Source organism: Stenotrophomonas sp. 1337, assembly GCF_031455455.1.
Lineage (GTDB): Bacteria > Pseudomonadota > Gammaproteobacteria > Xanthomonadales > Xanthomonadaceae > Stenotrophomonas > Stenotrophomonas indicatrix.
Genome location: NZ_JAVDSR010000020.1, coordinates 17,172 through 29,432 on the forward strand (window position 1 = coordinate 17,172; position 12,261 = coordinate 29,432).

The 12,261-nt window shown below is 66.4% G+C and carries 14 protein-coding genes; all 14 read right to left on the reverse strand.

Features of this window, described 5'->3' with window-relative positions:
- Complete coding sequence (gene pal / locus J2X70_RS19455; protein WP_014038219.1) at nucleotides 1–519, reverse strand: peptidoglycan-associated lipoprotein Pal; 519 nt, start codon at nucleotides 517–519, stop codon at nucleotides 1–3.
- 64 nt (nucleotides 520–583) lie between these two features.
- Nucleotides 584–1,903, reverse strand: coding sequence for a Tol-Pal system beta propeller repeat protein TolB (gene tolB / locus J2X70_RS19460; protein ID WP_025874669.1), 1,320 nt, complete (start codon nucleotides 1,901–1,903; stop codon nucleotides 584–586).
- A 249-nt stretch (nucleotides 1,904–2,152) separates the two neighbouring features.
- Nucleotides 2,153–3,208: a cell envelope integrity protein TolA gene (gene tolA / locus J2X70_RS19465; protein ID WP_088100991.1), complete on the reverse strand. Its 1,056-nt coding sequence runs from the start codon at nucleotides 3,206–3,208 to the stop codon at nucleotides 2,153–2,155.
- A complete protein-coding gene (gene tolR / locus J2X70_RS19470; RefSeq protein ID WP_025874671.1) occupies nucleotides 3,198–3,626 on the reverse strand; it encodes a protein TolR in 429 nt (142 codons plus the stop codon). Before tolR ends, tolA begins: the two co-directional genes overlap by 11 nt.
- 24 nt (nucleotides 3,627–3,650) lie before the next feature.
- Nucleotides 3,651–4,430 (reverse strand): protein TolQ, encoded by a 780-nt coding sequence (gene tolQ / locus J2X70_RS19475; RefSeq protein ID WP_025874672.1) that lies wholly within the window; start codon nucleotides 4,428–4,430, stop codon nucleotides 3,651–3,653.
- Between the two features lie 10 nt (nucleotides 4,431–4,440).
- Nucleotides 4,441–4,878, reverse strand: coding sequence for a tol-pal system-associated acyl-CoA thioesterase (gene ybgC / locus J2X70_RS19480; protein ID WP_279208377.1), 438 nt, complete (start codon nucleotides 4,876–4,878; stop codon nucleotides 4,441–4,443).
- On the reverse strand, nucleotides 4,868–5,908 hold the full coding sequence (gene ruvB / locus J2X70_RS19485) for a Holliday junction branch migration DNA helicase RuvB (protein ID WP_025874674.1): 1,041 nt from the start codon (nucleotides 5,906–5,908) through the stop codon (nucleotides 4,868–4,870). Before ruvB ends, ybgC begins: the two co-directional genes overlap by 11 nt.
- A gap of 594 nt (nucleotides 5,909–6,502) precedes the next feature.
- Nucleotides 6,503–8,422 carry a potassium transporter Kup gene (locus J2X70_RS19490; protein WP_033831825.1) on the reverse strand — a complete coding sequence of 640 codons (1,920 nt, stop codon included), beginning with the start codon at nucleotides 8,420–8,422 and terminating at the stop codon, nucleotides 6,503–6,505.
- 49 nt (nucleotides 8,423–8,471) lie between these two features.
- A complete protein-coding gene (ruvA, locus tag J2X70_RS19495; RefSeq protein ID WP_032975138.1) occupies nucleotides 8,472–9,065 on the reverse strand; it encodes a Holliday junction branch migration protein RuvA in 594 nt (197 codons plus the stop codon).
- Between the two features lie 13 nt (nucleotides 9,066–9,078).
- Nucleotides 9,079–9,600, reverse strand: coding sequence for a crossover junction endodeoxyribonuclease RuvC (gene ruvC, locus J2X70_RS19500; protein WP_025874677.1), 522 nt, complete (start codon nucleotides 9,598–9,600; stop codon nucleotides 9,079–9,081).
- Between the two features lie 129 nt (nucleotides 9,601–9,729).
- On the reverse strand, nucleotides 9,730–10,461 hold the full coding sequence (locus J2X70_RS19505) for a YebC/PmpR family DNA-binding transcriptional regulator (protein ID WP_032975140.1): 732 nt from the start codon (nucleotides 10,459–10,461) through the stop codon (nucleotides 9,730–9,732).
- 185 nt (nucleotides 10,462–10,646) lie between these two features.
- Entirely contained in the window at nucleotides 10,647–11,279 is a 633-nt protein-coding gene (locus J2X70_RS19510; RefSeq protein WP_025874679.1) for an alpha/beta fold hydrolase, read from the reverse strand.
- A 77-nt stretch (nucleotides 11,280–11,356) separates the two neighbouring features.
- Nucleotides 11,357–11,878, reverse strand: coding sequence for a GNAT family N-acetyltransferase (locus J2X70_RS19515; protein WP_032975141.1), 522 nt, complete (start codon nucleotides 11,876–11,878; stop codon nucleotides 11,357–11,359).
- 32 nt (nucleotides 11,879–11,910) lie between these two features.
- Complete coding sequence (locus J2X70_RS19520; RefSeq protein WP_025874681.1) at nucleotides 11,911–12,246, reverse strand: hypothetical protein; 336 nt, start codon at nucleotides 12,244–12,246, stop codon at nucleotides 11,911–11,913.
- Nucleotides 12,247–12,261 lie beyond the last annotated feature (15 nt).

Genomic DNA, 12,261 nt, shown 5'->3' on the forward strand with positions numbered 1-12,261 from the left:
TTACTGCGCGGTGTAGACGATTTCGACGCGACGGTTCTGCGACCAGCAGGACTCGTTCGACTCGGTGCAGACCGGACGCTCTTCACCGTAGGACACGACGGTCAGCTGCGAAGCCGAGCCACCGTTGGCCTGCAGTGCCGAGTTGACGCCGTTGCCACGACGCTCGCCCAGGGCCTGGTTGTACGCGCGCGAACCGCGCTCGTCGGTGTGACCCTGCAGGGTGATGCGCGAGGACGGACGGTCACGCAGGTACTTGGCGTGGCAAGCCATGATGGCCTGGAATTCCGGCTTCACGTCTTCCTTGTCCAGGTCGAAGTAGACAACGCGCTGGCGCAGGCAGGCATCGGTGTCCAGGTCGCCCGGGCCGTACAGGCCGGAGGTGGACGGACCGGTCGGGGTGGTGGTCGAGGTGCCGGTATCGACCGGAGCCGGGACTTCTTCCTTGACCTTCTTCGAGCAACCGGCCAGGACGGCCACAGACAGCAGGGAAACAAGCAGAACGCGGGTGGACTTGTTCATGGCGATACCTTTGTGGCTCCTAAGCCGATGAGGGGTTCAATACAGAGAAAATATTAACACTCTTTTAGCGCTGGGTACGGTATGGGGACCATGCCGGCTCGCGCACATCACCGTCTGCCAGAACCAGGCGCTGGCGCACGCGCGCATCGGCCGAGACGGCGTACAGCACACCACGACCACCCTCACGGGCGGCATACAGCACCATGCTCGCGTTGGGCGCGAAGCTCGGCGATTCGTCCAGCGAACCCGGCGACAGCGTGCTCCAGCGGGGCGAACCCAGCGAGCTGTCCATCAGGGCGATCTTGTAGCTGTTGCCCGAACCCTGGGCGACAGCGATCTTCTTGCCGTCGTAGGACACCGAAGGCTTGGCGTTGTAGTTGCCCTGGAAGGTCACGCGCTCGGCGCTGCCACCACCGGCACCGACCTTGTAGACCTGCGGACGGCCGCCGCGGTCGGAGGTGAAGTACACCGCGCTGCCGTCCGGCGCCCAGGTCGGCTCGGTATCGATGGCGAAGTGGTTGGTCAGCTGGGTCAGCTGCTTGCTGCCCAGATCCATCACGTAGATTTCCGGGTTGCCCGAACGCGACAGGGTCAGGGCCAGCTTGCGGCCGTCCGGCGAGAACGCCGGGGCGCTGTTGATGCCGCGGAAGCTGGTGACCAGCTCACGGGCGCCGGTGGAGATGTTCTGGATGTAGATGGCCGAGTTGCCACGTTCGAAGCTGACGTAGGCCAGCTTGTTGCCATCCGGGCTCCACGACGGCGACAGCAGCGGCTCGGCCGAACGCACGATGGTCTGCGGGTTGAAGCCGTCCGAATCGGCCACCATCAGCGCGTAGCGCATGGCGTCGCCCTTGCCGCTGGCGGTCACGTAGGCGATGCGGGTCCAGAAGGCACCACGGACACCGGTGATCTTCTCGTAGATGGCGTCGGCCATCTGGTGGGCAACGTCGCGCATGGCATTGCCACGTGCGGTCATCGCCAGGCCCAGCAGGCGCTCGCCCTTGGGCACGTCGAACAGTTCGTACTCGACGCGGTAGGCGCCGGCACCGGCGTCCATGACCCGGCCGACGACGATGTAGTTCTGCTTCAGCGCGCGCCAGGTGGCGAACTGGATGTCACCGCCACGGATCGGCTTTTCGACGATCTGCGCTTCGGGCAGCGTGCGGAACTGGCCCGAACGTTCGAGGTCGGCACGGACCACGCCGGCGACGTCGGTCTGCGGAGCACCGGCTGCACCCTGGTAGGGCATCGGCACGATGGTGATCGGGAGGGCGGAGGCATTGCCGCCGATGATGTCGATATCCAGCCCCTTCTGCTGCGCGACGGCAGCAAAGGGCAGCAACAGGGCCGCAAACACGGCAAGCCAGCGAGGCATCTTCTTCATGGAGCGCTCAAATAGGGGGAACCGGAACGAGGGATAACAAAACGGCAGTGAACCGCTTCGCAATCATGAACCAAGGGTACGTGAATTCCTGGTCAGTGCCAGCCGGGTCTCTCACATGCCGTTAACGTCGCGGCCACCTTTCGTGCGAATGACGCGTCCCAAGCATGGCGTGGACGGGCCCGCACGATCCAGAGCTAAAAGCGTCATTGGATGACGGGACAGCCCCAAAGGGCTGCCCTGCCCCGCGCCTCAGCGATCCTGGGCGGTGAACGTGAAGTTGATCGTGCGTGCGAATACCTGTTCGAAACCGCGGTACGGCAGCGGCTGGGCGTTGAGCACGGCGGCCTCGATCGAGCGCTTGCCGGCTTCATCGAACGGGCAGCCGGCGCTGACCGTGGCGCTGCGGACGGTACCGCCCGGCAACTGGTTGATGGTGATCTGGCAGCGTTGGCCCAGCGGCACGCTGTCCGGACGCACCCACTGCGCCAGCACCTTGGCCTGGATGGCCGCCGCATACTTGGCAGACAGATCATCACTGCTGCCACCACCACCGGCAGCCGGCTGTGCTGCACCACTGGCACCGGCAGCGGCCGTGCCTGCGGCATTGCGCGCGGCAGCGACCTGGCGCAGCTTCTGCTCGGCCAGCTTGGCTTCCTTCTCGGCCTGCTCGCGGCGGGCGCGGATGTCGGCGATCTTCTTCTGCTTCTCGGCCTCGGCCTTGTCAGCGGCCAGGCGCTCCTGCTCGGCCTGCTTCTTCTTGGCGTCCGCTTCCTGCTGCTTGGCCAGGCGCAGCTTCTGCTCGGCCTCTTCCTGGCGCTTGCGCTCGGTCAGGTCGATCTGCTCCTGGCGGCGCTTGGCTTCCTGCTCCTGCTTGGCCTTTTCCTGCGAGATCGCCAACGCGCTGACCGCGTCCTGGTCCTTGGTATCGGGCTGCGCCACGCGTTCCTGCGCCTGTTGCTGCTGCGGCGTCGGTGCGTCCTGCGGGCGCGGCTCTTCAATCGGCTGCGGCGGCGGGATGGTGTCTTCCGGCACCGGGATCGGTTCGGCCACCGGCGGCGGCAGGTCTTCCAGCTTTTCCGACTGGCGCAGGGCCTGGCGGGCGGCGGCGGCTTCGGACGCGGACAGCGCCAGGCTGGCCTCGACCGAGGGATCACCTGCGGCGGCATCGGTATTGCGCTGCGGTGACCACAGCCAGGCGCCGATGAAGATCAACGCGACCAGCAGGTGCACCAGCACGGCCAGCACCAGCGGCTGGCCCCAGCCGGGTTCCTGCTTGTGCGGTGGCGGCAGGGCGTCAGCGTGCATCGGTGGCCAGGCCTACCTTGTCCACGTTGGCGCGCTTGATCACGTCCATCGCCGCGATGACCTTTTCATAGGCCACGGCACGGTCGGCGGCGACGATCACGCGCACTCCCTTGTCCTGCGCGGCGATGCCGGACAGGTGGCCCTGCAGTTCCTCGGCAGTGACGGCCGTGGGTTCCTTGGCGTCGGGCAGCTTCAGGCTGAGCTGGCCGTCCTGGCGCACCGAGACGATCACCGGGTCCTGCTTGCTTTCCAGCGCCTTGGCGTTGGAATTGGGCAGGTCGACATCGAAGCTCAGGGTGAGCAGTGGCGCGGTGACCATGAAGATGATCAACAGCACCAGCATGACGTCGATATAGGGAACGACGTTGATTTCCGATTTCAGCTTGCGGCGCTTGCGGCGACCGATGGCAGCGGACATGGCTTGGACTCCCGGGTCTGGCGCTTACTCGTCGCCAGCGCTCTGGCGCTGCAGGATCGAGCTGAACTCGTCGGCGAAGGTCTCGAAACGCACCGACATGCGCTCCACGCGGGTGGTGAAGCGGTTGTAGGCCCACACTGCCGGGATCGCCACGAACAGGCCGATGGCAGTGGCGAACAGCGCTTCGGAGATGCCCGGGGCGACGGCGGCGATACCGGCCTGGGCGCCGCTGCTGATCATGTCGTGCATGGTCACCATGATGCCGAACACGGTACCCACCAGGCCCACGTACGGGGCGGTCGAGCCGATGTTGGCCAGCAGTTCCAGGTTGCGCTCGAGCTGATCGACTTCGCGGGTGTAGGTGGTGCGCATGGCGCGCTGGGCACCTTCCAGCTGGGCACGGCCATCCAGCCGGCGCTTGTCGCGCAGGCGGGTGTACTCGCGGAAACCGGCTTCGAAGATGGCTTCCAGGCCGCCGACATTGCGGCTGCGGTCGGTGGCCGAGCTGTACAGCTTGCCCAGGTCGGCACCGGACCAGAAGCGGTTCTCGAACTCGTCGGCTTCGCGGGTGGCCTGCTTGAAGATGCGGGCCTTGCGGAAAATGATCACCCAGCTGACGAACGAGCCGACCAGCAGCGCCAGCACGATGATCTTCACCGGCAAGCTGGCCTTGGCCATCAGTTCGAGGTAGTTGATGCCGCCGCCGGTGGTGGCCTGGGCAAGGGTCTGGGTCGCGGCATTGCTGACGTCAGCCGGCAAAGCCTCGGTGACCGTGGCCTGCAGGGCCAGGAGCGTTGCGATCATCCGTTGTTCCTCAAGAGTTCTGTTCGGATTCGGGGTGGAGGTGGGGTTGCAGCGCGGCAAGGACGGCATCGTCCATGCCACGCGGGCGGAAACTGGCCGCGTCCAGTGCGGCGATGCGGACCTGTGCGGACAGCAGCAGCTGGCCGTCGCGCAGGACCTGCTGGTCGAAGACCATGCTGGCCTTCTTCAGCTGGACCAGGTTGGCGCTTACCTGCAGCTGGTCATCCAGCCGTGCCGGCTTGATGAAATCCATCTGCATGGAGCGCACCGCGAAGACCATGCCGTGCTCGGACCGCATGCGCTCCTGGCCGTAGCCCAGCGCGCGCATCCATTCGGTCCGGGCCCGTTCCATGAAGGCCACGTAGCGGGCGTGGTAGACCACGCCGCCAGCGTCGGTATCTTCCCAGTAAATGCGTGTCGGCCAACTGAATCGCGGTTCAACCGACATCGGGGACCTCGGCAAACAGGTCCTGCGGCGGGTTCTTCGGCTTCAGGCCCATGTGCCGGTAGGCCTTGTGGGTCGCCATGCGGCCACGCGCGGTGCGCACCAGGAAGCCCTGCTGGATCAGGTACGGCTCGACCACGTCTTCCAGCGTGCCACGCTCTTCGGACAGCGCCGCGGCGAGCGACTCGATGCCCACCGGGCCACCGTCGAAGTAATCGACCATGGTCTTCAGCAGCCGGCGGTCAAGCTCGTCGAAGCCTTCCGGATCGACCTTGAGCATCTGCATTGCGGCCTGCGCCACGGTCTGGTCAATGTGGCCACCGGCCTTGACCTGGGCGTAATCGCGCACGCGGCGCAGCAGGCGGTTGGCGATACGCGGGGTGCCACGCGCGCGGCGCGCGATCTCCCCTGCCCCGTCGGCGGTGCAGTCGATGGCCAGGATCGCGGCCGAGCGGCGCACGATGCGGGTCAGTTCTTCGACGCTGTAGAACTCCAGGCGCTGGACGATGCCGAAGCGGTCGCGCAGCGGTGCGGTCAGCAGGCCGGCGCGGGTGGTGGCGCCGATCAGGGTGAACGGCGGCAGGTCGATCTTGATCGAGCGCGCCGCAGGGCCCTCGCCGATCATGATGTCGATCTGGAAATCTTCCATCGCCGGATACAGCACTTCTTCCACCACCGGCGACAGGCGATGGATCTCGTCGATGAACAGCACATCGTGCGGCTGCAGGTTGGTCAGCAGCGCGGCCAGATCGCCGGCCTTCTCGATCACCGGGCCGGAGGTCACGCGCAGGGCCACGCCCAGTTCGTTGGCGATGACGTGGCTGAGGGTGGTCTTGCCCAGGCCGGGGGGGCCGAAGATCAGGACATGGTCCAACGCATCGCCACGACCCTTGGCGGCCTGGATGTAGATCTCCATCTGCTCGCGCACCGGCACCTGGCCGAGATAGTCGGCAAGTCGCTTGGGTCGGATGCTGGCGTCGGCGGCGTCATCCTCGCGGGTGGCGCCGGCGGCGATGATGCGGTCGTCGGTCATGTGCTGATTATGCGGTAAAAGCGGGGAGATTCGGCCGGGCTGCGCCCGGCACCCGCAGAAGCAACTGCAACTTCAACTGCCGAAGCGACAGCAGAAGCAGGTTTCCTGAGGGATGGCGGGGTGGGTCCGGTTGCGGGGGACGCCGCAAGTACGTCCATGTAAGCTCGGTCGCGCCTTGCTCGTGTGCGCTGTCCTGCGCACACGGCAAGACCGGGGTTGGGCGTCCTGCCCAACCCGCCCGAGGCATGCCTCGAGCCCATGGCGCTCACGCCCCCGCAACCGGACCCACCCCGCCTTCGACAGATCTCCGCGATCTGCCGGAATGGCATGGCCTGCTCCTGGTAGGTGTCGACCTTGGCCGACACGGCATGGCCTGCCTTTGGTGGGTGTCGACCTTGGTCGACACGGTAGATCCACGCCATGCGTGGATGGAGCTGAGGAGCAGAGTGGGCTCGGCTTCTGGCGCGCGGCGCGTCCGAAAGTGGAGCCCCCTTGTTGTTCAAGGGGGCGCGCCGACAGGCGGGGGGTTAAGGCGGAATGCGGGCGGGGCCCACGATTTGCGCAGCAAATCGTGGGACGTAGCGCAGGTGGAGATTAGATCTCCACCTGCGCGCCCAGCTCGACCAGGCGGTTACCCGGAATCCGGAAGAAGCCCGTCGCCGGGGCGGCGTTCCTGTGCATCAGCGCGAACAGCTTGTCGCGCCAGATCGGCATGCCACGGTTGGCGGTGGCGACGATGGTCTCGCGGCTGGCGAAGAAGGTGGTGTCCATCGGGTCGAAGTAGATGCCACCGTGGTCGCACGAGCGCATCAGCGCCAGCGGTACGTCGGGGGTCTCCATGAAGCCGAAACGCACGTAGACCCGATAGAACTCATCGCCCACCGATTCGATCTTCAGGCGCTGCCCTTCCGCCGCGTACGGCACCGGCAGGGTCACCACGTGCAGGAACACGTTGCGCTCGTGCAGCACCTTGTTGTGCTTGAGGTTGTGCATCAGCGCATGCGGGGCCACGGTCGGGTCGGCGGTGAGGAACACCGCGGTGCCGGGTACGCGTACCGGCGGCGCCAGCATCAGGCCCGGCAGGAAGGTGTCGATGCGGATGCCGTCCTTGCGGATCTCGTCGCGCAGCAACTCGCGGCCACGGCGCCAGGTGCGCATCATGGTGAACAGGAAGATGCCCAGCACCACCGGGAACCAGGCGCCCTGCAGCAGCTTGGCGCCGTTGGCGATGACAAAGCCCAGATCGATGATGAAGAACACCACGCACAAGGGCAGGATCCAGTTGCGTGCCTTGGGCCACAGCGAACGTGCAACCAGGGCCAGCAGCAGGGTATCGATCAGCATGGTGGCCGACACCGAGATGCCGTAGGCCACGGCCAGGTTGGACGAGCTGCGGAAGGCCAGCACCAGGCCGATCACCATCACCGCGATGCCCCAGTTGATGCCGGGGATGTAGATCTGGCCGATGGTGTCGTGCGAGGTGTGCTTGATGCGCATGCGCGGGATGTAGCCCAGCTGCATGGCCTGGCGCGAGACCGAGAACGCACCGGTGATCACCGACTGCGAGGCGATCACCGCCGCCATCGTGGCCAGGATGATCATCGGGTACAGCGCCCACGACGGCACCGCTTCGAAGAACGGGTTCTTGACCGCCTCGGGATGGTTGAGCACCAGCGCGCCCTGCCCCAGGTAGTTCAGCACCAGGCAGGGCAGCACGAAGAAGTACCAGGCGTGGCGGATCGGCTTGGCACCGAAGTGGCCCATGTCGGCGTACAGCGCCTCGCCACCGGTCACCGCCAGCACCACCGCGCCGAGGATGAAGATGCTGTGCCAGCCGTGCTCCATGAAGAAGCGGATCGCCCACCACGGGTTGAACGCCTTCAGCACTTCCGGCGCGTCGACGATGTTGTAGATGCCGATCGCGGCCAGCGAAATGAACCAGATCGAGGTGATCGGGCCGAACAGCTTGCCGATCTTCGCGGTACCGAAGCGCTGCACCGCGAACACGGCCAGCAGCACCACCACGGTGATCGGCACGATGAAGGCATGCAGCCCCGGCGCGGCAACCTCCAGGCCTTCGACCGCACCCAGCACCGATATCGCCGGGGTGATCACGCCATCGCCGAAGAACAGCGAGGCGCCGAAGATGCCGAGGATGCCGACCACGTAGGCCGAGCGCGACCCGTTGCGCAGCGTGCGCTGGGTCAGCGCCATGAGCGCCATGATGCCGCCCTCGCCGTCATTGTCGGCGCGCATGATGATGGTCACGTACTTCAGGGTGACCACGATGTTCAGCGCCCAGAACGCCAGCGACAGCACGCCCAGCACGGTGTCGTGGTCGCTGTTGAGCCCGTAGTGCGGCGAGAACGCCTCCTTCAGGGTGTACAGCGGGCTGGTGCCGATATCGCCGAAGACCACGCCGATCGCACCGATGATCAGCGCCAGGCCCCCGGCGGGGGGAGCGTGACCATGGCCACCGTGGGCGGCGGTGTGCGGGGTTTGACTGCTGGACATGGGGCTCCTGGCGACGCTCAGGGTGTAATGGGGAAGGAAACGGAGCGGCTCAGCGCAGCGCCGATTGCAGGGCCTTGCGGATGACCATGGCCACTTCGTCGCCCTCGTTGAAGGCCTCGCGCGCCATCCGCGCCGCCTCGGTGGGCTTGTAGCCCAGCTGCTGCAGCGCCACGGTGGCATCGGACAGCGGATCGGCCGGGGCCGGGCCACTGCCGGTCGGCAGTGCGCCACCGGCACCGAACTGCGCCGCGCGGTCACGCAGTTCCAGCACCATGCGCTCGGCGGTCTTCTTGCCGATGCCGGGGATGCGGGTCAGCGCGGTGATGTCGCCGGCCTGGACCATGCGGGCGAATTCTTCGACGGTGACCCCGGACAGCACAGCCAGCGCGATCTTCGCGCCGATGCCGCTGACCTTCTGCACGTCGCGGAACAGGCGGCGCTCGCCTTCGCGCAGGAAGCCGTACAGCGAGACGCTGTCTTCCTTCTGCGAATAATGGGTGTACAGCGTGACCTCACGGCCCAGCTCGGGCAGGTCGTAGAAGGTGCTCATCGGCGCCTCCAGCTCGTAGCCCACCCCGTTGACGTCCACCACCAGCCACGGCGGCGCCTTGTAGGCGACGATTCCGCGCAGTCGACCGATCATTGCGTGCAGCTCCTCATTTGCGGCCCCACGCCTGGCGGGCAGTCAGCCCCAGGCGGTTGGCCGTTGCCCTTACGTGGGCATGGGTGATGGCCACGGCCAACGCGTCGGCCGCGTCGGCCTGCAGCTTGGTTTTCAGGTTGAGCATGAGCCCGACCATGTGTTGAACCTGTTGCTTTTCGGCGCCGCCACGACCGACCACCGCCAGTTTGATCTCGCTGGCGGCGTACTCGTGCACCGGCAGGTCGCGCAGCACCACCGCCGAAATCGCCGCGCCACGGGCCTGGCCCAGCTTCAGCGCCGAATCGGGGTTGCGCGCCATGAACACCTTTTCGATGGCCACTTCCTGCGGCTGGAACTCCAGGCACAGCTCTGCCAGGCCCAGCACCAGCAGCTTCATGCGCTGCGGGAAGTCATCGGCACCGAGCAGCACCAGCGGCTGGTGATGCACGTGGCTGACCCGGCCGCTGGCATCGACATCGATGATGCCGACCCCGGTCCGTTGTGAACCCGGGTCGATGCCGAGAATGCGGGTCATGCGGCACACGCGCGCAGGCCGCTGATCCGGGAAGGACGCATGCGGCGGTGATGGCTGGAAACGTCTGGGGTCATCATGGTCCGCATTGTCCGCTCACCGGCCGCCAAAGGCGACCGGCGCAGCGTCCGTTCAGGCGTAGGCGTCCGCGCCGAGATCGGCGTTGGAGTACACGTCCTGCACGTCGTCGAGGTCTTCCAGCATGTCCAGCAGCTTCTTGACCTGCAGGACGGTGTCGCCCTCGACCTTGATGTCGTTGTCGGCACGGAAGGTCAGCTCGGCATGATCCGGCGTGCGGCCAGCCGCCTGCATCGCATCCTTGACTGCGTGGAAGCTGTCCGCGGCGGTGAGCACGTCGATCGCGCCATCCTCCGGGTAGACCACGATGTCATCGGCACCGGCCTCGATGGCCGCTTCGGAGATGGCGTCCTCATCGGCGCCGGCGCCGTAGTGCAGCACGCCCACGCGCTTGAACATGAAGCTGACCGAGCCTTCGGTGCCCATGTTGCCGCCGCACTTGCTGAACGCATGGCGGACATCGGCCACGGTGCGCACGCGGTTGTCGGTCAGGCAATCGACGATGACGGCCACGCCACCGGGCGCGTAGCCCTCGTAGCGGATCTCTTCGTACTCGACGCCTTCCAACTCGCCGGTGGCCTTCTTGATGGCGCGCTCGATCACGTCCTTGGACATGTTCGCGGTCAGCGCCTTGTCCACGGCTACACGCAGGCGCGGGTTGTTGTTGGGGTCGCCTCCACCGCCGCGGGCGGCCACGCCGATCTCACGGATGATCTTGGTGAAAATCTTGCCGCGCTTCGCGTCAGACGCGTTTTTGCGGTTCTCGATGGAGGGGCCTCTACCCATGGGTCTTTCCGTACGTGCGTTGATGGATAAGGCCGCGGATTCTACCTGATCGGGCCCGCTGACCGTGTCGAGGGCGGATGGATGCCGCTGCGCTCGCCGGGCATGGCCCGGCGAGAGCGTGCGAACCAACGGTTCGCACCCACAAAGGCAGGGCGGTAGCGCCGGGCCATACCCGGCGAACCGCCTTACGCGGCAGCGGCGTCCCGGCCATGGTCGAACTGGCCATGGCGGAGGAAATGCGCGGTCTGCCGCGCGGCATCGGGCGACACCACCAGGCCGCTGTGGCTGGTGCGCACCACGCAGTGGTCGGCCAGGCCCGGCAGGCGGGTCTCGGCCAGCGCCACGGTACCGTCGGAATCGTCATCCAGCGCCCCGAGCAGACTGCCCAGCCCATGCGGCACCGAGCCGGCGATCAGGCCGACGGCGGCCTTGCCCTGCCAGTCCGGCAGCCCGTCCAGCAGCAGCTCGCTGCTGCGGCCCAGGGCCAGGCCCCAACCATGTTCGGACAACGAGCGCGCAGTACCACTGCCCCGCAGTGGCGAGCCCAGGCAGACCACGCGCTGCACGGGCAACTGCGGCTGCCGGCGCAGGGCTTCCAGCGCCAGCAGGCCACCCAGGCTGTGCCCGACCAGCGACAGCGGGCCTGCATCTGCCAGCCGCTCCAGCAACTGCGGCACGGCCACATCGGGACCGCCAAATACGGACGAGTAGCCAAAGGTATGGACCTGGAAGCCGCGCGCGCGCAGGCGCCAGGCCAGCGGCCCGACCCAGGCACGGGCATTCCAGATGCCATGCAACAACAGAACGGGGGGAGTCATGTGCAACAGCCTGGCGGTCAGCGGGGCGGAACTACGGTGATTGAACACATGCCAGGGGCAAGCGGCGGTGAACGGTTTCAGGCCGGATGCGGCAAACGGCGCAGGATGAACTCAAGATCGTTGGTATCGCCCACCGGGAACAGGTACTCGCCGGCCTTTTCAAAACCATACCGGGCATAGAAGCGCTGCGCGCCGAAGTTTTCCGACCACACGCCCAGCCACAGCGTGCGCGGGCCGTCGTGCTCCAGCCAGGCCAGCGCGGTTTCCAGCAGGCGGCTGCCCCAGCCGCAGCTCTGCTGCGTCTTGATCAGGTACAGGCGCTTGAGCTCGCCGTCACCGGGCTTCACGTCCGGATGCGGCAACCCACAGGGTCCGGCGGCGGCATGGCCGACCGCCTCCCCGTCCAGCTCCAGCAGCCACACCGCGTAATCGGGGTGGGCCAGGATCGTGCGCTGACGCTCGACCGTGTAGGCCTCGTCGATGAAGTCCTGCAGGTCCTGCGGCGGATACAGATGGCCGAAGGTTTCGGTGAACGTGCGTGCGGCCAGCGCCGACAGGGTCGGCGCGTCGTCCACAGTGGCGCGGCGGATCGAATACATGGGTCGAGTTGACGTCAGGACCACGGTTCGGGTCAAGCCCGCTCCGCCGGTTCCTTGTCGTCTTCTTCCTCTTCCTCTTCTTCGTATTCCTCGTCGTCCTCTTCTTCCTCGCCGTCTTCCTCTTCTTCGCCTTCCTCGTCCTCGTCGTACTCTTCCTCTTCGTCGTCTTCGTAATCCTCGACGCCGAAGTCTTCACCGTCCCAGCGGCCTTCGCCGTCGGCGACGAAGGTCAGGGCCATGGCCGACGGGTTGGTACCGACACGGACCAGCCAACCACCGAAGACACGTGCACGCTCGGTGACCAGGTTGGCCTCGGAGCCTTCATTGCCCAGCTTTTCCCACTCCAGCGAAAACGCAAACTCGGTCATTGCCTGGATCTCCTG

Bases quoted from the DNA above. Each gene is read 5' to 3' on its own strand.
- pal (WP_014038219.1), bottom strand. From the start codon at position 519: ATGAACAAGTCCACCCGCGTTCTGCTTGTTTCCCTGCTGTCTGTGGCC.
- tolB (WP_025874669.1), bottom strand. From the start codon at position 1,903: ATGAAGAAGATGCCTCGCTGGCTTGCCGTGTTTGCGGCCCTGTTGCTG.
- tolA (WP_088100991.1), bottom strand. From the start codon at position 3,208: ATGCACGCTGACGCCCTGCCGCCACCGCACAAGCAGGAACCCGGCTGG.
- tolR (WP_025874671.1), bottom strand. From the start codon at position 3,626: ATGTCCGCTGCCATCGGTCGCCGCAAGCGCCGCAAGCTGAAATCGGAA.
- tolQ (WP_025874672.1), bottom strand. From the start codon at position 4,430: ATGATCGCAACGCTCCTGGCCCTGCAGGCCACGGTCACCGAGGCTTTG.
- ybgC (WP_279208377.1), bottom strand. From the start codon at position 4,878: ATGTCGGTTGAACCGCGATTCAGTTGGCCGACACGCATTTACTGGGAA.
- ruvB (WP_025874674.1), bottom strand. From the start codon at position 5,908: ATGACCGACGACCGCATCATCGCCGCCGGCGCCACCCGCGAGGATGAC.
- J2X70_RS19490 (WP_033831825.1), bottom strand. From the start codon at position 8,422: ATGTCCAGCAGTCAAACCCCGCACACCGCCGCCCACGGTGGCCATGGT.
- ruvA (WP_032975138.1), bottom strand. From the start codon at position 9,065: ATGATCGGTCGACTGCGCGGAATCGTCGCCTACAAGGCGCCGCCGTGG.
- ruvC (WP_025874677.1), bottom strand. From the start codon at position 9,600: ATGACCCGCATTCTCGGCATCGACCCGGGTTCACAACGGACCGGGGTC.
- J2X70_RS19505 (WP_032975140.1), bottom strand. From the start codon at position 10,461: ATGGGTAGAGGCCCCTCCATCGAGAACCGCAAAAACGCGTCTGACGCG.
- J2X70_RS19510 (WP_025874679.1), bottom strand. From the start codon at position 11,279: ATGACTCCCCCCGTTCTGTTGTTGCATGGCATCTGGAATGCCCGTGCC.
- J2X70_RS19515 (WP_032975141.1), bottom strand. From the start codon at position 11,878: ATGTATTCGATCCGCCGCGCCACTGTGGACGACGCGCCGACCCTGTCG.
- J2X70_RS19520 (WP_025874681.1), bottom strand. From the start codon at position 12,246: ATGACCGAGTTTGCGTTTTCGCTGGAGTGGGAAAAGCTGGGCAATGAA.